This is a genomic window from Limosilactobacillus agrestimuris (genome assembly GCF_943193105.1).
Lineage (GTDB): Bacteria > Bacillota > Bacilli > Lactobacillales > Lactobacillaceae > Limosilactobacillus > Limosilactobacillus agrestimuris.
In genome coordinates this window covers 305,412-332,292 of the sequence record NZ_CALPCW010000001.1, presented here as the reverse complement: position 1 = coordinate 332,292, position 26,881 = coordinate 305,412, and the positions used below count along the sequence as shown (strand labels likewise).

The following is a 26,881-nucleotide window of genomic DNA, read 5'->3' as shown; positions in this document are numbered from 1 at the left end:
CGTTTACATCATCTTTATTATACGTCTTTTTATCAAAAGAAAAAAGAAATTTGTACACTTAATTGTATAAAAAAAGAAGTTGGATAAAATCCAACTTCTTTTTTGGAAGCGATAAATCGAATATTAACGCTTACTGAATTGAGCAGCCTTACGAGCCTTCTTAAGACCTGGCTTACGACGTTCCTTCATACGAGGGTCACGAGTCAATAGACCGGCCTTCTTTAAGGCGTCACGGAAGTCAGGGTCAACGGCGAGCAATGCACGGGCGATACCGTGACGTACTGCACCAGCTTGACCAGAGAAACCTCCACCATTAACGTTAGCTAAAACATCGTATTGACCATCAGTCTTAGTTACGTTAAATGGTTGGTTAACGATAGCACGTAAGTTGGCAAATGGAATGTAGTCTTCAATTGCCTTGCCGTTCATTGTAATCTTACCAGAACCTGGTACTAAGCGAACACGCGCAGTAGCGTCTTTACGCCGACCAGTACCACTGTATTGAACTTGTTGAGCCAATTCCATTCCCTCCTTAAATTAAGTTAGTAATATCGAGTGCTTCAGGCTTTTGTGCTGCATGACTGTGGTCTTCACCAGCGTAGACATGAAGCTTTAAGCCCATCTTATGACCAAGAGAGTTGTGTGGAAGCATACCCTTGATAGAGTGTTCCAATAACTTTTCTGGTTCCTTAGCACGGAAGTCACCGGCAGTCCGTTGCTTCAAACCACCAGGGTAGTCTGAGTGACGGTAGTACATCTTTTGAGATGATTTCTTACCAGTTAACTTAACTTGCGCAGCATTGATAACGATAACGTAATCACCAGTATCAACGTGTGGAGTGTATGTTGGCTTGTTCTTACCACGCAAAATGGATGCTACAGCAGATGAAAGACGACCCATTGGGACATCCTTAGCATCGACAACGTACCACTTGCGATCAACTTCACCAGGTTTTGCAATGTATGTCGTTCTCACGATTAAGTCCTCCAATTTTGTTTTTCTTTTACATATAATAGTGTACCGAGTTATTAGATGGAAAAGAAATACCAAGTGCTAGTATACCTTGTTCCTTGCTCTTCGTCAAATACTTTCCTGATCATTCCCGTAATCTACTGAAACTAGATAGAGACCACTTGCAGGAGCCGTCATCCGTGCCTGTGTTCGATCCTTAGCTGCTAAGACTCGTTTTACATCATCAACTGGCCGCTGCTTACTTCCAATCTCTAAAAGGAAAGCAACCATAATCCTAATCTGATTATATAAAAAGCCATTCCCCGTAAAGTCAAAGACAACTTCATTTCTTAGTTCATCACGTCTAATCTTAATCGCATAAACCGTTCTTACGTTACTCTTCGCCTGGCTTCCTGATGCTACAAAACTGGTAAAATCGTGTTCACCGATAAAGTCCTGAGCCGCTTTTCGCATTAAATCTAAGTCCAATGGATATTTAAAATGAGCTGTGTAATTTCTCTTAAATGGATTAACAAATTCACCCTGATCTACCCGATAACGGTAGGTTTTATCGTGAGCACTATAGCGAGCATGAAAGTTACTATCCACTAATTCTGCCTTTTTTATTAAAATATCGAGTGGCAGAATACTATTTAATGCCTTTCGCATTGACTCATTACTTAAATGATACGGAATATCAAAATGAGCTACCTGGTTTAACGCATGAACTCCAGCATCAGTTCTTCCAGAGCCGATTACGGGAATTTCAGGTGTCGGATGCTTAGCAATTTTATTAACCGCATTTTTTAGTACCTGTTCAACAGTTCGTTTATGAGGCTGAATCTGAAAACCAGAGAAGTTTGCCCCATCATATGCAAACGTTATTTTGTAGCGATACACAATCAAAAACCTTCCTCACTAAATTAAGTTTAATATACCAATTCCAACATCGACAACTAACATTAAGAGCAATGCAATATTGTCACCCTTACGCCACCGTAATTGCCGATATTGAGTCCGCTGACGATCAAGTGAATATCCACGAGCTTCCATTGCAATTGCAAGGCCTTCAGAATGTTGAAGTGAATTTACGAATAACGGAATCACGACCGGCAAAAGATGTTTTAACCTTGTTATTAGATTACCCTGGTGAAAATCCATTCCCCGTGAACGTTGTGCATCCATAATTACTTTGATATCAGACATAATCGTTGGCACAAACCTTAATGCAATTGATAACATCAGTGAAATTTTATCAACTGGAACCTTCAACCATTTAAGGGGATAAATTAACCATGAAAATGCACTTGCCAGCTGAAGCGTTGGTGTAGTAGTAGTTAAAACGGTAGACGCAGTAATAATTACAGTAAACCGATAAAAAATTAGAAACGCATTTTTTATTCCATCACTTGTAACCGATATCCAACCAAAATGCCAATACATCTGTCCCCCACTACTAAATAAGACCTGAAGGCAAACCGTAATTAAAATAATAATTAAAAATGGTTTCAATCCTGCCCAATACATTTTAAGGGGTACGCGACTCATAATTAGGACTGCGAGTAAAACTAACGAGACCCAAAGTGCGGGCCATAGATGGTTAGCGAAAAAGACACTAATTACATACCAAATGCAAAGAATTAATTTGGTTCGTGCGTCTAAGCGATGAATCGGCGAACTAAGTGGAACATAGCTCCCAAAAACAACCATGTTACTCATTAGCCCTACCCCCATTTTTTAACTGCTTAATAAGCTCCATTGATAATTCATCAATTGACAATGGTAAATTACTTAATCCTATTTCCCGGGAAATCTGAACGCTTTTAGGTGCCAATAATTTACTCTTTTTTAACATGGTTTGACTCTTAAAAAATTCCTGTGGGCTACCATCAAATGTAATTTCCCCATTATGAAGGGCTACTATTTGAGTTACTAGAGAAGTTATCATTTCAAGATAATGAGTAATCATAATAATCGTGACTCCGCGCTGATTTAAGTCTGTAAGAATACTTAGGAGCTGTTTAACCGATAATGAATCTAATCCCACAGCAGGCTCGTCCAAAATTAATACTTCCGGATTCATTGCCAGCACTCCAGCAATTGCTACGCGCCGCTTTTGTCCGCCAGACAATGAAAACGGAGAACTATTAAGCATTTTAGAATTTAATTGAACAGTTTCTAAGGCCTTCATAACTGCATCATCAATTTTAGATTGGCTCCACCCCAGATTACGTGGGCCAAATTCTAAATCTTCACGAACAGTTTGAGCAAATAATTGGCGTTCAGGAAATTGAAAAACAAAACCAATATTTCGTCGAAAAATTTCTTGCTCTTTTTTAGAGGTTTGACTATTAAGAAAATGATTATTAACAATAACTTGCCCTGATGTTGGTTGTGTTAAGGCATCGATTAAATTCACTAAAGTAGATTTACCACTACCCGTTTGCCCTACTAGGACGGTAAATGCTCCATCATCAATTTTTAAATTAATATTATTCAATGCCTGGTATTCCATGGGAGTTTCCGGTTGATAGGTAAAACTAACATTTTTTAATTCAATTTTTGTTTTAGCCATCTAACCATTTCCTCCGTTTTTAAATATTTATCAGGCACATTAATTCCTGCACTAATTAATTTTTCCCTTATTTGTTCACCAGCTGCCGGTGCTAGTTGAAGTTCTTTTAATAACTTACGGTTTGATAAAACTTCCTCAGTAATACCATTTGCTAACACTTTACCCTGATCAAGAACTAAAACGTGATCGGCTAGTTCTGCTTCATTTAAATCATGAGTAATCATAATAATCGTATAGTGACCGTCATCATGAAGCTTTCTTAATAACTTCATGATTGATTCTCTTCCCATTGGATCAAGCATACTCGTTGCCTCATCCAAAACAATTATTTGGGGTCTGACCGCTAAAACACCAGCAATTGCTATCCGTTGCTTTTGCCCACCAGAAAGATCGGAAATTAAACTATTTTCATACTTTGTCATTCCAACCGTCGCTAAAGCACGTTTAATTATCATTGGCATTTTTTCAGGTACAACATTATAATTCTCCAAGCCAAAAGCAACATCTTCTGCAACTGTTGAACCCACAAATTGATTTTCTGGATTCTGAAATACCATTCCAACAAGCTTATGAACTTCTTCTAAATTTTGCTCATTTACTACTAAATTATCAATTGTAATTTGCCCCTTATTAGGCTGAAGGAGTCCATTAAGAAGTCGCATAATAGTACTTTTGCCACTTCCGTTATGACCAACAATAGAAATCCATTTATTAGTGGGTAAAGTAAAAGACTGATCATCTATCAATATTTTTGGGGAATTCGGATATTTGAATGTAACGTGGTTAAATTTAATCTCTCGCATCTTTTTTATCCTTTACATTAATACTTATTATTTTAACAGAGAAATTAAAAGAATTTAAAAATAAAAAATCACTTACCAAAGAAGTGCACGGTCTCCCGCATTCAAGCTAGACTAGGGATAATAATCCCACCATCGTAACGCTCTATACTTCAGTGATAGTGATTCTTTATTACGTATTAATAAACTTTGATTAACGAAATGTTAGTCAACGAATTCTAAGATAACCATCTTAGCACCGTCACCACGACGAGGCATAGTCTTCAAAATCCGTGTGTAACCACCATTACGTTCAGCATACTTAGGTGCCAATTCTTCAAATAAGTTTTGAAGAGCAGATTGGATACGAATGTTGTCGCCATCTTCCTTAACATCAGCAACAACGTTCCGAACAAAAGCAGCTGCCTTACGACGTGAAGCTAAATCGCCACGCTTTGCAAGGGTAATCATTTGGTCAGCAGTCTTACGAACTTCCTTAGCACGAGCTTCGGTAGTAGTAATACGACCATTAACAATTAAATCAGTAGTTAAATCACGTAATAAAGCCTTACGTTGTGAACTTGTACGTCCTAATTTACGGTAACTCATGAAGTTGTCCCTCCTTTTCCATTGGTTTGATTAATTAATCATCTTGACGGAATGAAACGCCGAGATCGTTTAATTTCAGCTTAATTTCTTCAAGTGACTTTTGGCCTAAGTTCCGCACTTTCATCATGTCAGCTTCGGTCCGATCGGATAATTCCTTAACAGTATTAATACCCGCACGCTTAAGACAGTTATAAGAACGAACAGAAAGATCCAATTCTTCAATCGTCATTTCAAGCATCTTTTCTTTATGGGTTTCTTCCTTTTCAACCATTACTTGTGCATTTTGAGCCTCTTCAGTAAGGTTAACAAACATTGCCAAGTGTTCAGTTAAAATTTTTGCACCCAAGCTAACAGCTTCAGTCGGTGTTAATGAACCATCAGTCCAAACATCTAAGGTTAGTTTATCGTAATCATTACGTTGACCAACCCGAGCATTTTCAACTGTGTAGTTAACACGTTCAATCGGGGTATAAATGGAATCGATCGGCAATACACCAATTGCAAGATCATCCATTCGAGCTTTGTTATCATTTGCAGAAAGATATCCACGCCCTTTATCAGCGGTCATCTTGATGTGTAATTCGGCACCATCTGCAACGGTAGCAATATACAAGTCAGGATTAAGAACCTTAACGTCACTATCGCCTTGAATATCACCGGCGGTAACTTCAGCAGGACCCTTAACATCAATTTCAAGATCCTTTTGTTCTTCTGAATCAAGTTTCAGAGAAACCTTCTTCAAGTTCAAAATGATTTGGGTTACGTCTTCAGTAACACCTTCAACAGTACTGAATTCATGTAAAACACCATCAATTTGAATACTAGTGATGGCAGCACCAGGTAAAGATGCTAGTAAAACTCGTCTTAATGAATTACCAAGTGTAGTTCCATAACCACGTTCGAGTGGTTCAACAACGAACTTACCGTAGCTATCAGTTTCTTCAACCTTGTGAATGTTTGGCTTTTCAAATTCGATCATTCTATCTCTGTACCCCTTTCAAACGCAGTTCGTATTTTAGACTAAAAGGCCATTGGTGGATTCGTAACTCCAGCAATGTCAATTAAACACGACGACGCTTTGGAGGACGAGAACCATTATGAGGAACTGGAGTTACATCACGAATAGCAGTAACTTCCAAACCAGTAGCTTGAAGAGCACGGATAGCTGATTCACGACCAGAACCTGGCCCCTTAACTTCAACTTCGACAGTCTTCATACCGTGTTCCATAGCTTGCTTTGCAGCAGCTTCAGAAGCCATTTGGGCAGCGAAAGGAGTTGACTTCCGTGAACCCTTAAAGCCTAATACACCAGCTGATGACCAAGCAACAGCGTTACCTTGAACATCGGTAATCATGATCAAAGTGTTATTAAATGTTGAGTGAATGTGTGCAACACCAGTTTCAACATTCTTTTTTGCACGACGCTTACGCGTACCTTTTTTGGTTGCCATATTAAGTACTAACCTCCTTTATATTAAAATAAAATTACTTCTTCTTGTTAGCAATAGTAACTGCCTTACCCTTACGAGTACGTGCATTGTTCTTAGTGTGTTGACCACGAACTGGTAAACCACGACGGTGACGCATTCCACGGTATGAACCAATTTCTTGGAGCCGCTTAATGTTTAAAGTAACTTCACGACGTAAGTCACCTTCAACTTGGTATTGGTCAACTTGAGTACGGATTTGTTCTTCTTGTTCAGGAGTCAAATCACGAACACGGATATCCTCTGAAACACCAGCATCCTTCAAAATCTTTTGAGCACGAGTGTTACCGATTCCGTAAATGTATGTTAAGCCGATTACGATTCGCTTGTCACGAGGTAAATCGACACCTGCGATACGAGCCATTTATTTACACCTCCATCCTTATTTAAATAAATTACTTGCCTTGGCGTTGCTTGTGCTTAGGATTAGCAGAGCAAATAACCATAACACGTCCATGACGCTTTACGATCTTGCAGTGTTCGCACATCCGCTTGACTGATGGTCTTACTTTCATTTTATTAATCCTCCTAGAGAGTTACTGTTTAATTTCTACTTAAACCGGAAAGTGATCCGACCCTTGGTCAAATCATATGGTGACATTTCTACTTTAACACGATCACCTGGCAAAATCTTAATATAATGCATACGGATCTTACCAGAAACGTGTGCTAAAATTTCTGCACCATTTTCCAATTCAACTTTAAACATCGCATTAGGTAAGGTTTCTGTAATCTTACCTTCAACTTCAATCACATCGGCTTTTGCCACAATTGGTTCCTCCTTGCATAACCAAGAAATGACGTAAAAACGGTGGAAAATAGTATTATTTTCCACTGTAAGCTATATAAACCTTACAAAGTTTAGCATAACTATGTAAACTTCGCAAGGTTTAACAGCTTAAAGGTTATCTAATACCTTCTTAACATCTTCATAAACCTTGTCAATATCTTGTTGACCATCGATTGTGTACAAAACACCTTTCTTTTGGTAGTAATCTACCAGTGGTGTATTTAACTTGATGTTAACATCTAACCGATTTTTTACGGTTTCAGGTTTATCATCATCACGTTGGTAAAAATCATGATGACCACAAACATCACAAGTACCTTCAACCTTAGGTGGGTTGTAAAGACGGTGATAAGTTGCACCACAATTACGACAGATAAATCGACCACTTAGTCGTTCTACCAATACATCTGGTTCGACGTGAATATTGATAACCGCATCTAGTTGCCGATTACTTTCCGCCAGCATCTTATCCAAAGCAGCTGCTTGGTTAAGATTACGTGGGAAGCCATCTAACATGAAACCATTTTTCGTATCATCTTTTGAAAGACGTTCCTTAACGATACCATTGGTCACTTCATCAGGAACAAGTTCTCCCTTATCAATGTACTTCTTAGCTTCAATTCCCATTGGCGTTTCATTCTTAATTGCTGCCCGGAAAATATCTCCGGTAGAAATGTGAGGAATATCAAAATCCTCAACAATCTTTTGAGCTTGAGTACCCTTACCGGCACCTGGCAGGCCCATTAAAACGAGATTCATTGTCATTATAATTCTCCCCCTTCAGGTCTTGGTCCACGAATAAATCCAATATATTCACGTTTCATTGTCAAACCAGTCAATTGACGAACAACATCAAGAGCAATTTGAACAATAATTAGTAAACTCGTACCACCTAATCCAATTGATTGGCTTAGGTTCCATACATTGCTGGCAACCAATGGAATTAACGAGATTAATCCCAAGAAAAGTGAACCAACAGTGCTTAACCGCATTAATAATGCTGAAACATATTGCTGAGTACCTTTTCCAGGACGAACACCTGAAATGTAACTTCCTTGTTTCTGCAAGTTCTCCGCAAGTTTTTCTGGATTGACTTGAACAAAGGCGTAGAAGAAGGTAAATACAACAATTAAGAAAATGTATAATGTAATCCCTGGTCCAGATTGCATATTAAAAATTGTAGATAATACTTGGTACCAGGTGTCTCCACCATGATTTTGTTGAAATGCCATCAAGATTGTTTGTGGTGTAGAAATAAATGAACCAGCAAAAATAACTGGAATAACACCAGAAACATTAATCTTTAATGGTAAATAACTACTAGCAGGTGAAGTTGTAGTCCGTCGAGTATACTGAATTGGTAAGCGTCGTTCAGCTTGCTGTACCCAAGTAACAAATGCAACGATAATAATCAATGCAATCGCAACTAATGCAACAAATCCAATTCCCATCCAAAGAGCTGATCCAGATTCACCAGCAATTTGATCCTGCCAAAGTTGATAAATTCCACCTGGCATTTGGGCAACAATACCAGCAAAGATCAACATAGAAACACCGTTTCCTAATCCTCGCTCAGTAATCATATCCCCCATCCAAGTAGCAAACATTGTACCAGCCGTAAGGATTAATCCAATAGTTAAGTACGTTGTTGGCGTTGGATGATTGACAAGTTTAATTGAACTTAAAGCATTAAAACCTGCCGTTATCCCAATTGACTGAATAAATCCAAGAACAATTGTTAGCCACCGGGTTGCTTGATTCAATTTTCGCCGACCAACTTCACCTTGTTTACTCCATTCAACAAATCGTGGAACAATATCCATTTGCAGTAATTGAACAACAATTTGCGCAGTGATATATGGGGAAACCCCCATTGCAAACAATGAGTAATTTTCAAGCCCACCACCACTAAAGGTATTCAGGATTGAAGCCAATCCAGTCGATGAAATTTCCTGCAAAGCAGCAGCATTAACCCCAGGAACTGTGATCGCCGCCCCAATCCGGTAAACAATTAATACAAATAAAGTAAAGAATATTTTTTTTCGAATATCCTTAACTTTAAATGCATTTTTGACGGCTGTAAACAATTACATCACCTCAGTTTTACCGCCAGCAGCTTCGATAGCTGATACTGCTGAAGCAGAAAACTTATTAGCCTTTACTGTTAACTTCTTAGTAAGCTTTCCGCTACCAAGAACCTTAACACCGCTCTTTAAGTTCTTAACAATACCGCTTTCCATCAACAATTGTGGAGTAACTTCAGTACCATCTTCGAACCGGTCCAAAGTACTTAAGTTAACAATAGCGTATTCCTTACGGTTAATATTAGTGAAACCACGCTTTGGAATTTGCCGGTAAAGTGGCATTTGGCCCCCTTCAAAGCCCAAACGTGTCTTACCATGAGCCTTTTGACCCTTAGTACCACGTCCAGAAGTAAAACCATGACCAGATGAAAGGCCACGACCCTTACGAAGACGCTTTGAACGAGAACCTGCAGCAGGTTTTAATTCGTTTAACTTCATTTAGTAGGCACCTCCTTATTATTTAGTTGTAATTACTTAACTTCTTCAATAGAAACTAAGTGAGCAATCTTAAAGATTTGGCCACGTGTTGCAGCGTTATCTGGCAAAATAACAGAACTGTTAATCTTACCAAGACCCAATGCCTTCACAGTCCGACGTTGAGTAGGCTGACGGTGGGCAACACTGTGGATTAAAGTAACTTTAACTTGAGCCATAATTAGTGCCCTCCTTATTCTGCTAAGTGGTCTACAGAAACGCCACGAAGTTTAGCAACTTCTTCAGCGCTCTTCAATTGCTTCAAACCTTCAAATGTTGCACGAACAACGTTAACAGGAGTGTTTGAACCAAGACGCTTTGAAGTAACATCGGCTACACCGGCAAGGTCCATAACGTTACGAACCGCACCACCGGCAGCAACTCCAGAACCTTCAACAGCTGGCTTCAACATAATCTTTCCACCACCGTATGTACCGATAACTTCGTGTGGAATAGTAGTACCAACGATAGGAACAGTGATCAGGTTCTTTTCAGCAGCAGCTTGAGCCTTACGGATAGCTTCTGGAACTTCTTGAGCTTTACCAGTACCAAAACCAACATGGCCCTTACGATCGCCGACGATAACTAAAGCGGCAAAACGCATCCGACGACCACCCTTAACAACCTTGGTAATCCGGTTGATGGCAACAACTTGATCGTCTAAGTCCAACTTTGCTGGATCAATGAATTCTGATGATGTCATTGCAGGTTATTCCTCCTTTTCCTTAGAATTTAAGTCCGTTTTCACGAGCAGCTTCAGCTAATGCTTGAACACGACCATGGTAAAGGTATCCACCACGATCAAAAACAACATTAGTGATGTTCTTAGCAGCAGCACGCTTGGCAATTAATTCACCAACACCACTAGCTTGTTCAGTCTTGCTCTTTCCACTAACTTCACTGTCAATTGTGGAGGCACTTGCGAGCGTCACACCCTTTACGTCATCAATTAATTGAGCGTAAATGTTTTTGTTTGAACGGTAAACACTTAAGCGTGGGCGCTCCGCAGTACCAGAAATCTTACCGCGAACGCGCATATGACGACGTTGACGGATCTTATTCTTATCTGGTTTAGAAATCACAACAGTCACCTCTTAATATAAAATTTAGTTTAATTTGTAGATAATAACTAAGTAGTAATGAAATATTACTTACCAGTCTTACCTTCCTTACGAATAATGTGTTCGTTTTCGTAACGAATACCCTTACCCTTGTATGGTTCAGGTGAACGAACGGCACGAACTAAGGCAGCAAAATCACCAAGATGTTGCTTGTTGATTGAGCTTAATTCAATAGTAGTGTTGTCAGGAACCTTAATATCAACATCTTCTGGCTTGTCCATTTCAACTGGTTGGGAGTAACCAACAGTTAAAATAAGCTTGTTACCCTTAAATTGAGCACGGTAACCAACACCGACAAGCTTCAAGGTCTTACTAAATCCGTTAACAACACCTTCAACCATGTTATTGACATTTGCACGGGTAGTTCCGTGAATCATCTTAACTTGGTTGCTGTCATCATCACGATCAAACTTTACAACGTTACCTTCAACGCTCATCTTGATCAATGGTGAAATTTCACGACTTAAAGTACCCTTAGGTCCCTTTACAGTCACAACATTACCTTGTTGAGAAATTTCTACACCTTCTGGTAGATCAATTTCCTTGTAACCAATACGACTCATGCTTGCACCTCCTAACTTAATTTATTTAATTACCAGATGTAGGCGATAACTTCGCCACCAATTTTCTTGGCGCGAGCAACCTTGTCAGTCACAACACCTTCAGATGTTGAGATAATGGCAATCCCTAATCCGTTGAGAACCTTTGGCACTGCGTCAGCCTTAACATATGTACGAAGACCAGGCTTAGAAATCCGCTTTAATCCGGAAATAACCCGTTGACCATCGTTACCATACTTTAAGAAGACACGAATGATGCCTTGCTTGTTATCGTCAACGTATTCAACATCGCGAATGAAACCTTCATTCTTTAAGATTTCAGCGATGTCCTTCTTCATCTTTGATGCAGGTGCTTCTACTGATTCGTGTTGAGCCATATTAGCGTTACGAATACGAGTTAAGAAATCTGCGATTGGATCACTCATAGACATCGATGTTTTCCTCCTTTTGTCGGTGATTTGTTTACCAGCTAGCCTTCTTTAAACCAGGAATTTGTCCCTTGTGGGCAAGTTCTCGTAAGCAAAGCCGGCATAAGTGGAATTTACGGTAAACTGAGTGCGGACGTCCACAACGTGCACAGCGTGTGTATTCACGACTTGAGAACTTAGCTGGACGGTTGCACTTAGCAATCATTGATTTTTTAGCCAATTTGTGGAACCTCCTTTATTTAGCGAACGGCATACCAAGTTGAGCCAATAATTCGTGTGATTCTTCATCAGTTTGTGCAGTTGTAACAATGACAACATCCAAACCACGAACACGGTTAACCTTATCAAAATCAATTTCAGGGAAGATTAATTGTTCACGGATACCCAAAGTGTAGTTACCACGGCCATCAAATGACTTATTGCTTACACCATGGAAATCACGAACACGAGGTAATGAAACATTAATCAACTTATCCAAGAAATCATACATGCGTTCACCACGTAAAGTGACCTTAGCACCAATTGACATACCTTCACGAAGACGGAATCCGGCAATTGATTTCTTAGCCTTAGTAATCAAAGGCTTTTGACCAGAAATTAATCCTAATTCTTCAACGGCTTCATCAAGGTTCTTTGAGTTGGTAGTAGCGTCACCAACACCCATGTTCAAGACAATCTTGTCAATCTTAGGTGCTTGCATGATTGATGAATAGTTAAACTTTTCAATCAATGCTGGACGGATTTCACTTTCGTACTTAGCTTTCAAACGATTTTCCATTGGAAGTTATTCCTCCTTTCGTAATTAATTTTAGTCGATAGTCTTGCCGGACTTCTTGGCAAAACGAACCTTCTTACCATCAACGAACTTGAAACCAACACGGGTTGGTTCGTTAGTAGAAGGATCAATCAGCATAACATTTGAAGCACTGATAGCAGCTTCAGTATCAATAACTCCACCATTAGGGTTTGAGTTACTTGGCTTTTGGTGTTTCTTAACCATGTTAATGCCTTCAACGATCACACGGTTAGCAGAAGCAATGGTCTTCTTTACAGTACCTTCCTTGCCCTTGTCCTTACCGGCGATAACGCGAACTTTGTCACCTGTTTTAATGAACATGTTGATAGTGCACCTCCTTATTTTTGGGTAAATCTTACAGAACTTCTGGAGCTAATGAAACGATCTTCATGAAGTCATCTCCACGAAGTTCACGAGCAATTGGGCCAAAAATACGGGTACCCTTAGGGCTCTTATCGTTGTTAATCAAAACAGCGGCGTTTTCATCAAACTTGATGTATGAACCATCCTTACGGTGTAGACCTTGCTTAGTCCGTACTACAACAGCCTTAACAACGTCACCCTTTTTGACAACGCCACCTGGTGTTGCCTGTTTTACAGTAGCAACAATAATATCACCAATGTTACCTGTTTTTACTCGGGAACCACCTAAAATCTTGATTACCAAGATTTCACGGGCACCGGAGTTATCAGCGACCTTCAACCGACTTTCTTGTTGAATCACGGTTAATGTCCTCCTTCCATCTTTGAATAAGAATTAGAATACGAAATTTAGAGTTATCTGCTAATTAAAGGGTAGCAGCCTTTTCGACAATCTTTACAAGACGGAAACGCTTCTTTGCAGATAATGGACGTGTTTCCATGATTTGTACAGTGTCGCCAGTCTTAGCTTCGTTGTTTTCGTCGTGTGCGTAGTACTTCTTTGAGTACTTAACACGCTTGCCGTAAATTGGGGCACTCTTGTAAGTATCAATCACAACAGTGATAGTCTTATCCATTTTATCGGAAACAACGCGGCCTTGATAAACCTTACGTGCATTACGTTCTTCACTCATGCGCTAATCCTCCTTTTCGTATTCTTTATTTATTTAATTCTTGTTGACGAAGAACTGTCTTAACCCGGGCAATGTCTTTGCGTACTTGCTTAAGACTTGCAGTGTTTTCCAATTGGCCGGTTGCTAATTGGAAACGTAAGTTAAATAATTGCTCCTTCAGTTCCTTTTCACGGTCAAGTAGCTTCTCAGTGGTTAATCCATTCAGTTCTTGTACGTAATCTTTACTTTTCATTAGATTGTCCACCTACTTCCTCACGTTTTACGATCTTAGTGCGAACTGGCAACTTGTGACCGGCAAGACGTAAAGCTTCACGAGCAGTTTCTTCAGATACACCTGCTACTTCGAACATTACCTTGCCACGCTTAACTGGGGCAACCCAACCTTCTGGGGCACCCTTACCATTACCCATCCGGACACCGACACCTTTGCTAGTGTAGGAAAGTTGAGGGAAGATCTTAATCCAAACCTTACCACCACGCTTCATGTAACGGGTAATAGCGATACGAGCAGCTTCAATTTGACGGTTACTGATCCAGTGGGAATCCAATGCTTGTAAACCGAATTCACCGAATGAAACAGTCTTACCACCTTTAGCTTCACCACGCATGTGGCCACGTTGAACCTTACGGTGCTTAACTCGCTTAGGTACTAGCATGTTTACTTCCCTCCTTCTTCATCGTTGTTCTTCTTGGTTGGCAAAACTTCACCACGGTAGATCCAAGTCTTTACACCAAGAACACCGTATGTAGTGTTAGCTTCATCCCAAGAGTAATCAATGTCAGCACGTAATGTGTGCAAAGGAACAGTTCCGTCAGAGTATGATTCAACCCGTGACATATCAGCACCATTCAAACGACCAGCAACTTGAGTTTTAATACCCTTAGCACCGGCACGCATTGCACGTTGCATAGCACCACGCATTGCACGACGGAATGCGATACGTGCTTCCAATTGACGAGCGATGCTTTCACCAACAAGGTGTGCATCCAAGTCTGGCTTCTTGATTTCCACAATGTTAATGTGGACACGCTTACCAGTTAACTTGTTTAATTCCTTACGAAGTGCTTCAACTTCTGAACCACCCTTACCAATAACCATACCAGGCTTGGCAGTATGAATTGAAACGTTTACGCGGTTAGCAGCACGTTCAATTTCAACGGTTGATACTGAGGCATCAGCAAGTCGCTTTTCAATGTACTTACGGATCCGAAGGTCTTCGTTTAAGTAGTTAGCAAAATCTTTTTCTGCGTACCACTTAGCAGTCCAGTCGCGAATGACCCCAACACGAAAACCATTAGGATTGATCTTTTGACCCACTATTCATTCCTCCTATCGTTCTGTAACAACCACTGTGATGTGACTAGTCCGCTTATTAATTGGTGAAGCGGAACCCTTGGCACGTGGACGGAACCGCTTAAGGGTTGGTCCTTCGTTTGCAAATGCTTCGCTAACTACAAGTGAAGCACGATCCAAGTCAAAGTTATTTTCAGCGTTTGCAACAGCAGATTTTAATACTTTTTCAACATCTGAAGCGGCACCACGAGGAGTGAACTTCAGAATAGCAAATGCTTCGGCAACGCTCTTACCGCGAATAGCGTCTAAAACAAGACGAACCTTCCGTGCAGAAACACGAACCATCTTAGCAGTTGCCTTAGCGGATGTAATGTTTTCAGCCATGTCTATTGTTCACCCTCCTTACTTAGTTGCCTTGTCATCAGTTGCGTGACCATGGAAAGTCCGTGTTGGAACAAATTCACCAAGCTTGTGACCAACCATATCTTCTTGTACGTAAACTGGCACATGCTTACGACCATCATATACAGCGAAAGTATAACCGATAAAACTTGGGAAAATTGTTGAACGACGTGACCATGTCTTGATGACGGTTTTCTTATCAGAACCTTCTTGTTCCTTAACCTTCTTTAATAGAGAAGCGTCAGCGAAAGGTCCTTTCTTCAAACTACGACCCATTTAGTGTACCTCCTCTCGGGTATTTGAGCGATATTTAATCTTAACGAGTATGTGGACCGCGCTTCCGACCACGAACAATGAACTTGTTTGAACGAGCCTTGTGTGAACGAGTCTTCTTACCAGCGGTCTTCTTACCCCATGGAGACAGAGGAGATGGTAAACCAACAGGTTGCTTACCTTCACCACCACCATGTGGGTGATCATTAGGGTTCATAACAGAACCACGAACGTGTGGACGTTGACCAGCATAACGAGTACGACCAGCCTTACCCTTAATAAGCAATGCATGTTCATCGTTACCAACAGTACCGATAGTAGCACGGCAAGTTGCGAGAACCATCCGAACTTCACCAGATGACAGACGAACAAGTACATACTTTTCTTCCTTACCAAGTAATTGAGCAGAAGCACCAGCTGAACGAGCTAATTGACCACCCTTACCTGGCTTTAATTCAATATTGTGAATAACAGTACCAACTGGGATGTTCTTCAATGGAAGAGCATTACCAACCTTGATATCAGCTTCCGGACCAGATTGAACTGTCATACCAACTTTAAGACCCTTAGGAGCGAGGATGTATGACTTAGTACCATCGGCGTAAACAAGCAAAGCAATGTTAGCAGTCCGGTTTGGATCGTATTCGATTGCCTTAACAGTTGCAGGTACATCATCCTTAATCCGCTTAAAGTCAATGATGCGGTATTGACGCTTTACACCACCACCACGGTGACGAACAGTAATGTGACCGTAACTGTTACGACCAGCCTTGTGCTTCAAAGGAGCCAATAATGACTTTTCTGGAGCTGACTTTGTAATTTCAGCAAAGTCATAACCGTTCATATTACGGCGACCGTTAGTAGTAGGTTTGTACTTACGAATTCCCACTATGTTTTCCTCCTTTTTTTAATGATTAGTTTTCACTGTCGTTAAACAGTTTGATTTCATTTGAATCGGCAGATAAAGTAACAATAGCCTTACGACGACGCTTAGTGTAACCAACGTAACGGCCTTGACGCTTCTTCTTACCCTTTAAGTTCATGATGTTTACCTTAACAACCTTAACACCAAAGATTTCTTCAACAGCATTCTTTACTTGTGTCTTAGTTGCTCGTAAATCAACATCGAATGTGTAACGCTTGTCGTCCATACCGGCCATTGAAGCTTCGGTAACTACTGGACGTAAGATAACTTCGCGCGCTTCCATTATGCGAGCACCTCCTCTACTTGAGAAAGAGCTGACTTAGTGATGACGATCTTTTGACTGTCAACAACGCTTAAGATGTTAACACCAGCTGGTGTAACAACATTGGCATTTGCCAAGTTGCGAGCAGACAAAGCAGCGTTCTTATCATCATCAGTAACAACAACCAGTACCTTTTCGGCAACCTTAAGGTTATCCATAACTCCTGCAAATTCCTTAGTCTTTGGTGCATCAAAGTTTAATGCATCAACAACAACTAATGCGTTGTCGAGAACCTTTTGGGAAAGGGCAGACTTAATAGCAAGTTGACGAACCTTGCGAGGAAGGTTGTACTTGTAAGAACGTGGAGTAGGTCCGAAGACGATACCACCACCACGGAATTGTGGTGAACGGATTGAACCTTGACGAGCACGACCAGTACCCTTTTGACGCCATGGCTTCTTACCACCACCGCTAACAGCTGAACGGTTCTTTACGGCATGTGTACCTTGACGCATTGCAGCACGTTGACGAAGAATGGCTTCGAATTCAGCATTTTCATTTGGTTCAATACCAAAAATGTCAGCATTCAAATCGATAGTACCGTTTTGGCTACCATCTTGCTTGTACAAATTAACGCTAGTCATTATTAACTTCCTCCTTTCTTAATTATTTATTGTGTTGCTTGCTCAGGCTCTTCTTAGTGTTAGCCTTCACAGAGTTCTTAATAGTAACGTATGACTTGTTAGCACCAGGAACGTTACCCTTAATTAAAAGAACATTGTTATCAAGATCAACCTTAACAACTTCAAGGTGTTGCATAGTGACAGTCTTGCCACCCATACGACCTGGTAACTTCATACCCTTGAAGACACGGTTAATGATTGGTCCTAATGAACCAGGACGACGGTGGTAACGAGAACCGTGTGACATAGGTCCACGTCTTTGGTTGTCCTTGTGAATGTTACCTTGGTAACCATGACCCTTTGTAACACCCGTAACGTCGACAGTTTCACCTTCATTGAAGACATCAGCCTTAACTTCGTCTCCAACCTTGATGTCATCCCCTAATTCAGCGTCACGGATTTCACCGATGAAGCGCTTAGGGGTCGTGTTTGCTTTTGCTGCATGACCTTGTTCAGGCTTGTTGCTCAAGATTTCGCGCTTGTCATCAAAACCAAGTTGAACAGCGTTGTAACCATCGTTTTCAACAGTCTTGATTTGCATAACAACGTTTGGTGTTACATCAATAACAGTAACTGGTACCAATTCACCGTTGTCAGTAAAAACTTGAGTCATCCCAACTTTTTTACCTAAGATTCCTTTGGCCATGAGTACACCTCCTAATAAGATTTAATTTAATTCAGAATAATAATTACAATTTAATTTCGATATCAACACCACTTGGAAGATCGAGCTTCATAAGTGAATCAACAGTCTTTGGTGTTGGATCAACAATATCAATCAAACGCTTGTGAGTGCGCATTTCAAATTGTTCCCGAGACTTCTTAAACTTGTGTGGTGAACGGAGAACAGTGTAGATAGTCCGTTCAGTTGGCAACGGGATAGGACCTGAAATTTGAGCACCTGTACGCTTTGCAGTTTCAACAATCTTATCTGCTGATTGATCAAGGATACGGTGTTCATAAGCCTTTAACCGAATACGAATCTTTTGTTTTGCCATTATATTCCCTCCTTCGTCAGATTTAAAATTTGACTAGCTCCGCGGAAATTACCGCCACATCCTGTGGCAAAGCGGCCGGGTGTGTCGCAACCTTCCGCATCATCGCTTCGCAGCTTAATTTCGTTTGGGGGTATATTAAATTATTCCCCTTGAACTCAAGCACCTATCCATAATACTAAAGAATGATTGTTATATCAACCTTTTTAAGAAATTAATTTCAATTTTTTCTTTACAAATTGATTGCAGGCCCGAAATTTTCTTGCAATAGTTTCTTTGTTTTTGCCGTGTTTGTTCTAACAAATGCTAAAATATGATCATTGTACAATCATTTTAAGGAGTTAGTTATGGAGTTTTCGTTTAAGAAAAGATCAGTAAAAAAGCTGTACCTTGAATACACAGTCCTTTTTCTCTTTCTTGCACTATGTATTTTCGGTACATATTTAATAACTGGTCATAGTTTTATTTGGAGTAAAGATGCATTAAATCAGCACCTCCCTCTTTTAGCCCAGTATCGTGAAGCAGTTATTAACTTCTTCCACCATCCAGGAACACTAAATTTCTGGTCTTGGCAATTCGGGTTAGGTTCCGATACTTTTCAAGTTTTTTCCTATTATAATATAGGAGATATTTTTTCGTACTTAGCGTTACTTTTCCCAGCGCATAAAATAACTCGTGCCTATCAATTTATTAGTATTGTTCGAATGTACTGCGTTGGTCTGTCTTTTGTCTATTTCACTCAACATTTTAAGTTTAGGAATACAACTATCCTTGCAGGAACCACTGCCTACTTGGTAAATTCATTTCTGTTATATGCATGTGTTGCTCAGCCGTTCTTCACAACACCCTTTATTCTTTTTCCTTTAATAGTTGTTCAAATTGAACGAATTTTGCAGGGCGGTTCAGCATGGCCTTTAGCTGGTGTCTTTACCTGGATGCTAATTAGTAATTACTATTTAGCGTTTATTCTCGGTATTGGCTCACTAATTTATCTTATTCTGCGAGTTATTACTAAATACCGCAAAAGCCTTAATTATCTTCAAGCACTTATCAAGCTTACATTTGCTACTATTACTAGTTTGCTCTTATCAGCAATTATGTGGGTTCCAGAACTAATTGCCGTTAGCCATTCCACACGACTTGGTGCACAATTTGCAAATGACCTAAAAGTTTATCCACTTTACTATTATCTTTTCTTGCCTAAACAACTAATTAATGGTGATCAATGGTCGTTTATGTTCTGGAGTGCTTTAGGGATTGTTTCAATTGGTTTTATCGCTCTGGTATATGTTTACATCCATGCTAAAAAGTACCCATTAATAACGATCAGTTTAGGACTCGCCCTCATTATGCTCCTCATTCCTGCTGTTGGAGCTACCTTTAACGGAATGATGGCTGCTTCAAATCGTTGGACACTTCTTATTTACCTCCCCTTATCAATGGCAATCTGTTTATTGGTAGAAAATGCTCATTCACTTTCTCACCATTCATTAAAGATCATTTCCTTTGCAACTGGAATTTATGTAGCCATCCTTCTTCTTACATTCCTTTTTGAAAACGAAAATGATATTGTTATCCCACTCCTCTTCCTGCTAACTTCCTTACTTCTTCTTTGGCTAATTAGTTTTCACCGCCTTTCTCATCCCCAACTATGGCTTTTAAGTATTATTGTCTTAAACGCTGGATTTAATGCAATTTATGCATCATTCCCTTACAACGGCGATTTCAGTACTAAAATGCTTAGCCGTGGTCAATACCAAAAAATGATGGCAATGCGGTATGGAGGACTTGATCAAGGACTGGAACGAACACCTTCTTTTCGGGTTTCAACAATTAGTGAAAATCAAATCATTGACGTTCCAACCATCGATAACGATCTCACTTCTGGCCTTCATAATATTGATTCATATTATTCATTACAAAACCAATACTTGGGGAACTTTAGTACGAGCTTACAAAATAACCAGTATCAGGCTAACGTTCCCCTTCGCCAGGTTGATGATCGAACCGTCTTGAATAACTTCTTAGGTGTTAAATACCTCTTTGTCCAAAGTGACGGTGAAAATGCTACAAAGATTCCTGAAGGATACTTCTTAGATCAATCATCCGAACCAATTATTAACTATGATTCTGGTCAACCTAATGATATTCAGGATAAAAAAGACTTCATCCCCACCCAAACAAATCGCTACAAAACTAACAATGCCTTCCCACTAATTTATTGGCAGGATAGCTATATTAGTCAAAAACGTTACCAAAAATTATCCCCGACTGAGAAAGAACGGGCACTCGCAAGTGGGGTTGTTGTTAGCCAAGAAAAGGTTACTAAGGGAATGAAACAAGCAAATCTCAATAATCACGTTTATAAATTAAAGAGTAACCTGATCTCAAATCGCTTAAACAAAGTTAATCCCGAGCACTTGAAGTATACAGATAGTGAAGAGAAGTATCATATTGAACTTCCCCAGTTAGCCAATTCAACTCTCCGGCAGAAGCTTCGGGGCACTGAACTTCATATTGAATTCAGTCAAATTAAGTTCACCCCATTCTCAATGAAAAAACAGATTAAGTACGAACAACAACATTTACAACAAATGGCCACTAATCCAGGAAGCATGGTTAACTATAAGTACAACCAGTACCGGTACTGGCGCTACCATATTCTTAATGGTTCACCTGATATCAGTTTTAAGATTAACGTTGGTAGTCGCTTTGGGACTGCAACTATTAATCAGCCAAAGCAGAGTACCTTATCCTTCTTTAAGCAGGTTAAAAACACAACGTTAAATATTGGTTACTACAATGGCGGTCTCCCTGATAAACTATCATTTCAGCCAACAAAACTCGGTACTTACCGGTTAAAGTACCAAGTAGTCGCTGAAAAGCTTGATGATCATTATCATAAACAAGTAGCAACCATTCAACAGCATCGTTTACGCAACCTTAAATTTAGTCCGAATAAGGTCCAGGGAACAATCACCACTAATAAGAAGGGAATATTGACATCCTCAATCCCATACTCAAGTGGTTGGAGTGCTTCCGTAAATGGTAAAACTGTCAAAACGGTCAGGACAAACCAAGCTTTCTTAGGAATTCCCCTTCCTGAGGGTACTCATCGGGTAACCTTTAACTACCAATTACCTGGTTTCCGTACGGGAATTATTATTAGTATCATTGGTTTAATTTGGACTCTTCTAGCTGCTATTCTGTCACTAATCTTCAATAAAAAAATGTAGAGAATATTAAAACTTCCCTAACGTAAATCACGCTAGGGAAGTTTTTTATTTACTAAATTTTAGCCCGTTTTGGCATCAAAAGATTAAGAACGATTGCTGTGATTGCTGCCATCGCAACTGGTGAGCCTAAAAGGTACTGAACCATTTGTGGCGCACCATGAACAATCTTTTGTGGAATTAATACCAAGGCAATTGTAATGACAATCGGTAATCCAATGATATAAAGATCGCTTTCCCGAACCTGTAAGTTTCGAATAACATTTAGCCCATTTAGCATAATTGTTACTGTAATAATCGCAAAGACACCACCAATTACTGGTGCTGGAATAGCAGCCAGAAAGGCAGAAAGCTTCGTGCAAAAACCTAGAATTACAAACCAAACACCAGCAGCAACGAAGACAATTTTACTTGCCACTCCGGTAATTGAAATAATTCCCGCATTCGTGGAATATCCAGTAACCGGTGTTGAGCCCGTAATCGTAGCAATTAAGCAGCTAAGGCCTTCACCAATAATTCCCCGGTTCCATTGCTTATCGGTGATTTCATGATTTGTTACGGCCCCCATTGCAAACCAAGTTCCCGTCGTTTCAGTAGTTAAAATGGCATAAATAATGATAAACGTAAAAATTGCGGTCATATCAAAGTGAATCCCCCAATGGAAGATTGTTCGTTGAGGAAGACTAAACCAAGGGGCGGCTGCAACTGATGAAGCATCAAATTGTCCCATCGAAGCACTAATTGCAGTTCCCGCTAACAAAGCAATAACAATTGAACCGGTCTTAAATAACTTTTGAACTTTAGGAAAACGAATACTAATCGCAACACACACGATCAAAATTGCGGCTGTAATTCCTGCTAACTCCATATTCTGGTAAACATCACCCTTAGCTTCAAAAATGTTGTCATTCAAAGCTGAAGGAATCAATGATAACCCAACACAAGTAATAATCGTTCCACCAACAACTGCTGGAACTAAACGGTTAATAATTTTTTGGAAAAAGCCACTTAAGCCCAAAAGAATTAAAAGAATTGCCCCAACAAGCAAGGCACCCATTAGCGTCGCCATTCCGCCACCATGAAGACCGCCACTCGCAAGAACCACTCCGGCAGCCGCAGTTAAAGGAACAAATGATGGTCCCTGAGATACGGGCATTTTCATAAAGTACGCAGTTTGTAAAATTGTACCAATCCCACAAGCCAGGAACGTTGCTTGAAGTAGTCCAGTAGAATCAGCGGCTCCCATCGTTAACAGTCCAGCCAAAATAATTGGTGGCACATAAATGTCCATTGCCAAAACATGTTGTAATCCAAGTAAAATTGCTTCACCAGTAGGAACCTTTTCATCTGGTCCAATCAGTAATTGTGCCTTTTCATCCATTAAAATATCCTCCTAATCTCTTCCGTATACTCTCTTTCCTGCAACATAAACACTTTGAATATCCTGTTGCTCAGTCTGATACATTAAACGTTGAAAAATATCAACACTTGATAACTCCATCAAACTTTGATGACCATTAACAATTTGAAAATCTGCCTGAAAGCCAGGAACTATCTGGCCCGTCTTGAGATGAAGCGCTTTTGCTCCACCAACAGTAGCAAGGTAAAAAGCATTAGCCATTGTTATTCTTGAGCCTGCTACTCCACGTTGTTCAACTGGCTGGGAACTATCAACCCCATCCGTAAGCATTTGAGATGATTTAACCGCCTGCCGAATATTATGGTAAAGGCTTGGTGAATATCCCCCAGATATATCACTCCCTAGTCCAACCCGGTTTCCAAGTCTTAAGAGTTTTTTGGTGGGTAATACACCATTACCAAAATAAATATTAGAAAGCGGACAATGGGCAATCGTTGTTCCTCGTTGACGGACCGTCGTTAAATCAGCAGTCGTTAGTTGAGTTCCGTGTGCCATGACCGACTTATCCGTTAAAAGGTGAAACCAATCCATAACTGCAGTATCATGCATTCCAAATCGCTTAATTGCATATTCATGTTCCCAATTGCTCTCACTTAAATGCGATTGAATAGGTAAGTCATATTGGTGCGCTAGTTGGCCTAAACCAAGCAATGCCTTATCAGTACAGCTAGGAACAAAGCGTGGTGTAATAACCGGCATAACAGTTACACTCGTGTTCTTTCTTAACTCAAGAATCTCCTGAATAAATTTCTCTGTATCCCTAAGCGCAGCTGCTGAAGTTTGGTTACGATAGTACGTTGGCGTTTGGTCGGGGTTATCCATAACCACCTGGCCAACAAACGCCCGTAGTCCATAGTTGACTGCTTGACGTGCTAATTCAAGATTTGCATCGTTATGGATAGTACCAAACATCAATGCTGTTGTAGTTCCCTGGCTAAGCAATTCATGGATAAAATCATGATAAACGCGACGCGCATAACCCTTATCAGTAAACCGAGCCTCCAACGGGAACGTATAGTGATTTAACCAGTCAGCTAACGGAAGGTCAAGTGCTAACCCAGCTTGAGGCCATTGGGGAGCATGAACATGAAGGTCAATAAATCCAGGTAATAAATATTGATTCGCCTGTAATTTAATCAGCCGGTCTTTTTCCCTTGCTTCATTTAATAAAGCTAAATATTCCTTATCATCTGGGGATAATGTTCGGCTTATGGTCCCACTATGATCAATACAAATTAAATTATCTTTATGAACTTCTAACTCATCAATATCTTTAGAAGTATAGTAAGTCCCACAAATAACTAGATTCTCCATTAAATAGTTCCCTTTCACTAAATTTGTATTCCTAGATTAACACGAACTATTTCATTTGTAAACAGCTAATCATTCGCTTCTAATTAATGAAAAAGAAAAGAGCTTAAAGACTAATTCGTCTTTAAGCTCAATTTAAGTTTTAATTAGCAACTACTCTTAGTTGTTGCCGCTTTCCTTAATAATCTTTTCTTGAACAGACTTAGGAACAGCTGAGTAGTGATCGAAAGTCATAGTGAAGGTACCACGACCCTGAGTAGCAGAACGAAGGGCAGTAGCGTAACCGAACATTTCTGAAAGTGGAACAAATGAGTGGATTTGTTGAGCGTTACCACGTTCTTCCATACCATCAATGGTACCACGACGAGCAGTAACTTGACCCATAACATCACCCATGTTGTCTTCAGGAACAACGATATCAACCTTCATGATTGGTTCAAGAATAACTGGATCTGCCTTCTTAGCAGCGTTCTTCAAGGCAAGTGATGCAGCAACCTTGAAGGCGGCTTCACTAGAGTCGACTTCGTGGTAACTACCATCGTAAAGCTTAGCGTGCATATCAACAAGTGGGTAACCTGCTAATACACCGTTTTGCATAGCTTCCTTCAAACCTTGTTCAACGGCAGGGATGAATTCACGAGGAACAACACCACCAACGATGGCATCTTCGAATTCAAATCCCTTACCTTCTTCAAGTGGTGTAAATTCGATCCATACATCACCGTATTGACCCTTACCACCAGATTGACGAACGAACTTACCTTGTGCAGATACCTTCTTAGTAAATGCTTCACGGTAGGAAACTTGTGGCTTACCAACAGTAACTTCAGCGTGGAATTCACGACGAAGACGTTCAACAATGATGTCCAAGTGAAGTTCACCCATACCGGCAATCAAAGTTTCACCAGTTTCAGGGTTAGTTTCAGCCTTGAAGGTTGGATCTTCTTCAGCCAACTTTTGGAGACCCTTGTCCATCTTATCTTGGTCAGCCTTTGACTTAGGTTCAACGGAAACTTGAATAACTGGGTCAGGGAAGTCCATTGATTCAAGTTGAAGTGGGTGATCTGGATCAGTCAAGGAATCACCAGTACCAGTGTTCTTCAAACCGATAGCAGCGGCAATATCACCAGAGAATACTTCTGGGATTTCGTGTTGTTGGTTAGAGTGCATTTGGAGCAAACGACCAATACGTTCACGCTTATCCTTAGTAGCGTTAAGAACATATGAACCTGATTGAAGTGAACCAGTGTAAACACGTAAGAAAGTCAAACGACCAACGAATGGGTCAGTAGCAATCTTAAATGCCAAAGCAGCGAATGGCTTGTCATCACCGGCAGTCAATTCAACTTCATTACCATCAGCATCATGAGCAACGAATGGCTTAACATCAAGTGGTGATGGTAAGTAGTCGATAACAGCATCAAGCATCATTTGGATACCCTTATCCTTGTATGCTGAACCAGCCAATACAGGGAAGAGCTTTTGTTCCAAAGTACCCTTACGAATAGCAGCCTTAATTTCATCAACAGAAATTTCGTCACCTTCAAGGTACTTTTCCATGATGTTGTCATCAATGTCAGCTAAGGTTTCGATCAAAGCATCGTGACGCTTTTGAGCTTCTTCCTTCATATCATCAGGAATGTCAACAGTGTCCCAGTTAGTACCAAGCTTATCTTCATCGTAAACATAAGCAACCATCTTAACCAAGTCAACAACACCAGAGAAAGTATCTTCGGCACCAATTGGCATTTGGATTGGCAATGGAGTAACGTTCAAACGATCCTTGATAGTTTGAACTGAGTAATCAAAGTTGGCACCAACCTTGTCCATCTTGTTAGCGAACACGATCCGTGGAACATTGAAGTCATCAGCTTGACGCCAAACAGTTTCAGTTTGTGGTTCAACCCCAGCTTGGGCATCAAGAACAGTTACGGCACCATCAAGAACCCGAAGTGCACGTTCAACTTCGACAGTGAAGTCCACGTGTCCTGGGGTATCGATAATGTTAATCCGGTAATCCTTCCAAACGGCAGTAGTGGCTGCGGAAGTGATAGTGATACCACGTTCCTTTTCTTCATCCATCCAGTCCATTTGTGAAGCACCATCGTGGGTTTCACCAATCTTGTGAATCTTACCAGTGTAGTAAAGAATCCGTTCAGTGGCAGTCGTCTTACCGGCATCGATGTGGGCCATGATACCGATGTTACGAGTCTTGTCAAGAGGGTATTCACGTTTGTTAGCCATCTTAAAAGTGTATCTCCTTCCAGAATATGGTTATTTTAAATCGAACTTTATTTAGAAAAAGGGATGACGGTTATTCAATAATCTACGTCACCCCTATATTGTAACTGGTTAGACAACCGGTTTCAATTC

39 protein-coding genes are annotated in these 26,881 nt (G+C 40.3%); 1 reads left to right on the top strand and 38 read right to left on the bottom strand.

Translation table 11 applies throughout. The features are described from left to right. Positions 1-123: 123 nt before the first annotated feature. The 35 genes from rpsI to rpsJ form a co-directional block, all read right to left on the bottom strand. Positions 124-525, bottom strand: a complete 402-nt coding sequence (rpsI, locus tag NFR46_RS01615) for a 30S ribosomal protein S9 (protein WP_056974559.1) — start codon at positions 523-525, stop codon at positions 124-126. Positions 526-532: 7 nt separating this feature from the next. Next, a complete protein-coding gene (gene rplM, locus NFR46_RS01610) occupies positions 533-976 on the bottom strand; it encodes a 50S ribosomal protein L13 (protein WP_251574150.1) in 444 nt (147 codons plus the stop codon). Between the two features lie 105 nt (positions 977-1,081). Continuing rightward, positions 1,082-1,852, bottom strand: a complete 771-nt coding sequence (gene truA / locus NFR46_RS01605) for a tRNA pseudouridine(38-40) synthase TruA (protein WP_251574149.1) — start codon at positions 1,850-1,852, stop codon at positions 1,082-1,084. A gap of 18 nt (positions 1,853-1,870) precedes the next feature. Next, positions 1,871-2,671, bottom strand: a complete 801-nt coding sequence (locus NFR46_RS01600; protein WP_251574148.1) for an energy-coupling factor transporter transmembrane component T family protein — start codon at positions 2,669-2,671, stop codon at positions 1,871-1,873. Beyond that, entirely contained in the window at positions 2,664-3,527 is an 864-nt protein-coding gene (locus tag NFR46_RS01595; RefSeq protein WP_251574147.1) for an ATP-binding cassette domain-containing protein, read from the bottom strand. Before NFR46_RS01595 ends, NFR46_RS01600 begins: the two co-directional genes overlap by 8 nt. Next, a complete protein-coding gene (locus NFR46_RS01590) occupies positions 3,503-4,330 on the bottom strand; it encodes an energy-coupling factor transporter ATPase (RefSeq protein ID WP_251574145.1) in 828 nt (275 codons plus the stop codon). The genes NFR46_RS01595 and NFR46_RS01590 overlap by 25 nt, the downstream gene beginning before the upstream one ends. A 201-nt stretch (positions 4,331-4,531) precedes the next feature. Further along, positions 4,532-4,915: a 50S ribosomal protein L17 gene (gene rplQ / locus NFR46_RS01585; RefSeq protein ID WP_003716678.1), complete on the bottom strand. Its 384-nt coding sequence runs from the start codon at positions 4,913-4,915 to the stop codon at positions 4,532-4,534. 34 nt (positions 4,916-4,949) lie between these two features. Then, the gene (locus NFR46_RS01580; protein ID WP_182580895.1) at positions 4,950-5,894 is read right to left on the bottom strand and encodes a DNA-directed RNA polymerase subunit alpha; all 945 of its coding nucleotides are present in this window, start codon (positions 5,892-5,894) and stop codon (positions 4,950-4,952) included. Positions 5,895-5,976: 82 nt separating this feature from the next. Beyond that, positions 5,977-6,366, bottom strand: a complete 390-nt coding sequence (rpsK, locus tag NFR46_RS01575) for a 30S ribosomal protein S11 (RefSeq protein ID WP_003716676.1) — start codon at positions 6,364-6,366, stop codon at positions 5,977-5,979. 34 nt (positions 6,367-6,400) lie between these two features. Next, on the bottom strand, positions 6,401-6,766 hold the full coding sequence (gene rpsM / locus NFR46_RS01570) for a 30S ribosomal protein S13 (protein WP_003716675.1): 366 nt from the start codon (positions 6,764-6,766) through the stop codon (positions 6,401-6,403). 31 nt (positions 6,767-6,797) lie between these two features. After that, positions 6,798-6,917: a 50S ribosomal protein L36 gene (rpmJ, locus tag NFR46_RS01565; RefSeq protein ID WP_003714521.1), complete on the bottom strand. Its 120-nt coding sequence runs from the start codon at positions 6,915-6,917 to the stop codon at positions 6,798-6,800. 35 nt (positions 6,918-6,952) lie between these two features. After that, the gene (infA, locus tag NFR46_RS01560; protein WP_040530804.1) at positions 6,953-7,171 is read right to left on the bottom strand and encodes a translation initiation factor IF-1; all 219 of its coding nucleotides are present in this window, start codon (positions 7,169-7,171) and stop codon (positions 6,953-6,955) included. A gap of 129 nt (positions 7,172-7,300) precedes the next feature. Beyond that, entirely contained in the window at positions 7,301-7,951 is a 651-nt protein-coding gene (locus NFR46_RS01555) for an adenylate kinase (protein WP_277612838.1), read from the bottom strand. 5 nt (positions 7,952-7,956) lie between these two features. Then, entirely contained in the window at positions 7,957-9,279 is a 1,323-nt protein-coding gene (gene secY / locus NFR46_RS01550; protein ID WP_251574143.1) for a preprotein translocase subunit SecY, read from the bottom strand. Then, positions 9,280-9,714, bottom strand: coding sequence for a 50S ribosomal protein L15 (gene rplO, locus NFR46_RS01545; RefSeq protein ID WP_182582801.1), 435 nt, complete (start codon positions 9,712-9,714; stop codon positions 9,280-9,282). 32 nt (positions 9,715-9,746) lie between these two features. Further along, positions 9,747-9,929, bottom strand: a complete 183-nt coding sequence (gene rpmD, locus NFR46_RS01540; RefSeq protein WP_003716670.1) for a 50S ribosomal protein L30 — start codon at positions 9,927-9,929, stop codon at positions 9,747-9,749. A gap of 14 nt (positions 9,930-9,943) precedes the next feature. Next, complete coding sequence (rpsE, locus tag NFR46_RS01535) at positions 9,944-10,453, bottom strand: 30S ribosomal protein S5 (protein WP_003716669.1); 510 nt, start codon at positions 10,451-10,453, stop codon at positions 9,944-9,946. Between the two features lie 22 nt (positions 10,454-10,475). Then, positions 10,476-10,832: a 50S ribosomal protein L18 gene (gene rplR / locus NFR46_RS01530; protein ID WP_040530802.1), complete on the bottom strand. Its 357-nt coding sequence runs from the start codon at positions 10,830-10,832 to the stop codon at positions 10,476-10,478. Positions 10,833-10,897: 65 nt separating this feature from the next. Beyond that, entirely contained in the window at positions 10,898-11,434 is a 537-nt protein-coding gene (gene rplF / locus NFR46_RS01525; protein ID WP_182580890.1) for a 50S ribosomal protein L6, read from the bottom strand. Positions 11,435-11,463: 29 nt separating this feature from the next. Next, positions 11,464-11,862, bottom strand: coding sequence for a 30S ribosomal protein S8 (gene rpsH / locus NFR46_RS01520; protein WP_040530800.1), 399 nt, complete (start codon positions 11,860-11,862; stop codon positions 11,464-11,466). Positions 11,863-11,893: 31 nt separating this feature from the next. Further along, positions 11,894-12,079: a type Z 30S ribosomal protein S14 gene (locus NFR46_RS01515; protein ID WP_003716665.1), complete on the bottom strand. Its 186-nt coding sequence runs from the start codon at positions 12,077-12,079 to the stop codon at positions 11,894-11,896. Positions 12,080-12,094: 15 nt separating this feature from the next. After that, the gene (gene rplE / locus NFR46_RS01510; protein WP_003716664.1) at positions 12,095-12,637 is read right to left on the bottom strand and encodes a 50S ribosomal protein L5; all 543 of its coding nucleotides are present in this window, start codon (positions 12,635-12,637) and stop codon (positions 12,095-12,097) included. Between the two features lie 30 nt (positions 12,638-12,667). Continuing rightward, complete coding sequence (gene rplX / locus NFR46_RS01505) at positions 12,668-12,976, bottom strand: 50S ribosomal protein L24 (protein ID WP_003716663.1); 309 nt, start codon at positions 12,974-12,976, stop codon at positions 12,668-12,670. A gap of 34 nt (positions 12,977-13,010) precedes the next feature. Beyond that, the gene (rplN, locus tag NFR46_RS01500; RefSeq protein ID WP_003716662.1) at positions 13,011-13,379 is read right to left on the bottom strand and encodes a 50S ribosomal protein L14; all 369 of its coding nucleotides are present in this window, start codon (positions 13,377-13,379) and stop codon (positions 13,011-13,013) included. Positions 13,380-13,443: 64 nt separating this feature from the next. Next, positions 13,444-13,710, bottom strand: a complete 267-nt coding sequence (gene rpsQ, locus NFR46_RS01495; protein ID WP_003716661.1) for a 30S ribosomal protein S17 — start codon at positions 13,708-13,710, stop codon at positions 13,444-13,446. Positions 13,711-13,735: 25 nt separating this feature from the next. Next, positions 13,736-13,942 carry a 50S ribosomal protein L29 gene (rpmC, locus tag NFR46_RS01490; protein ID WP_003716660.1) on the bottom strand — a complete coding sequence of 69 codons (207 nt, stop codon included), beginning with the start codon at positions 13,940-13,942 and terminating at the stop codon, positions 13,736-13,738. Continuing rightward, positions 13,932-14,366, bottom strand: a complete 435-nt coding sequence (gene rplP, locus NFR46_RS01485; protein ID WP_003716659.1) for a 50S ribosomal protein L16 — start codon at positions 14,364-14,366, stop codon at positions 13,932-13,934. The genes rpmC and rplP overlap by 11 nt, the downstream gene beginning before the upstream one ends. Positions 14,367-14,368: 2 nt before the next feature. Beyond that, positions 14,369-15,028: a 30S ribosomal protein S3 gene (gene rpsC / locus NFR46_RS01480; RefSeq protein WP_003716658.1), complete on the bottom strand. Its 660-nt coding sequence runs from the start codon at positions 15,026-15,028 to the stop codon at positions 14,369-14,371. A 12-nt stretch (positions 15,029-15,040) separates the two neighbouring features. Next, positions 15,041-15,388: a 50S ribosomal protein L22 gene (rplV, locus tag NFR46_RS01475; RefSeq protein ID WP_003664558.1), complete on the bottom strand. Its 348-nt coding sequence runs from the start codon at positions 15,386-15,388 to the stop codon at positions 15,041-15,043. 18 nt (positions 15,389-15,406) lie between these two features. Then, positions 15,407-15,682 (bottom strand): 30S ribosomal protein S19, encoded by a 276-nt coding sequence (gene rpsS / locus NFR46_RS01470; protein WP_003716656.1) that lies wholly within the window; start codon positions 15,680-15,682, stop codon positions 15,407-15,409. Positions 15,683-15,722: 40 nt separating this feature from the next. Further along, positions 15,723-16,568, bottom strand: coding sequence for a 50S ribosomal protein L2 (rplB, locus tag NFR46_RS01465; RefSeq protein WP_191683827.1), 846 nt, complete (start codon positions 16,566-16,568; stop codon positions 15,723-15,725). 25 nt (positions 16,569-16,593) lie between these two features. Continuing rightward, positions 16,594-16,887 carry a 50S ribosomal protein L23 gene (rplW, locus tag NFR46_RS01460; RefSeq protein WP_003716654.1) on the bottom strand — a complete coding sequence of 98 codons (294 nt, stop codon included), beginning with the start codon at positions 16,885-16,887 and terminating at the stop codon, positions 16,594-16,596. After that, entirely contained in the window at positions 16,887-17,510 is a 624-nt protein-coding gene (rplD, locus tag NFR46_RS01455; RefSeq protein WP_251574141.1) for a 50S ribosomal protein L4, read from the bottom strand. Before rplD ends, rplW begins: the two co-directional genes overlap by 1 nt. A gap of 22 nt (positions 17,511-17,532) precedes the next feature. Beyond that, the gene (gene rplC / locus NFR46_RS01450) at positions 17,533-18,195 is read right to left on the bottom strand and encodes a 50S ribosomal protein L3 (RefSeq protein ID WP_182580885.1); all 663 of its coding nucleotides are present in this window, start codon (positions 18,193-18,195) and stop codon (positions 17,533-17,535) included. A gap of 43 nt (positions 18,196-18,238) precedes the next feature. Further along, positions 18,239-18,547 carry a 30S ribosomal protein S10 gene (rpsJ, locus tag NFR46_RS01445; RefSeq protein ID WP_003716651.1) on the bottom strand — a complete coding sequence of 103 codons (309 nt, stop codon included), beginning with the start codon at positions 18,545-18,547 and terminating at the stop codon, positions 18,239-18,241. Between the two features lie 344 nt (positions 18,548-18,891). Between rpsJ and NFR46_RS01440 the strand changes: the two genes are divergently transcribed. Then, positions 18,892-21,780, top strand: a complete 2,889-nt coding sequence (locus tag NFR46_RS01440; RefSeq protein ID WP_251574139.1) for a YfhO family protein — start codon at positions 18,892-18,894, stop codon at positions 21,778-21,780. A gap of 52 nt (positions 21,781-21,832) precedes the next feature. Here NFR46_RS01440 and NFR46_RS01435 read toward each other — a convergent pair whose 3' ends face one another. The 3 genes from NFR46_RS01435 to fusA all read right to left on the bottom strand — a co-directional run bounded on the left by NFR46_RS01435 (position 21,833) and on the right by fusA (position 26,752). After that, positions 21,833-23,158 carry a uracil-xanthine permease family protein gene (locus tag NFR46_RS01435; protein WP_251574137.1) on the bottom strand — a complete coding sequence of 442 codons (1,326 nt, stop codon included), beginning with the start codon at positions 23,156-23,158 and terminating at the stop codon, positions 21,833-21,835. Between the two features lie 12 nt (positions 23,159-23,170). Continuing rightward, positions 23,171-24,511: a guanine deaminase gene (gene guaD / locus NFR46_RS01430; RefSeq protein WP_251574135.1), complete on the bottom strand. Its 1,341-nt coding sequence runs from the start codon at positions 24,509-24,511 to the stop codon at positions 23,171-23,173. Between the two features lie 156 nt (positions 24,512-24,667). Continuing rightward, a complete protein-coding gene (gene fusA / locus NFR46_RS01425) occupies positions 24,668-26,752 on the bottom strand; it encodes an elongation factor G (RefSeq protein ID WP_251574133.1) in 2,085 nt (694 codons plus the stop codon). Between the last annotated feature and the right edge of the window lie 129 nt (positions 26,753-26,881).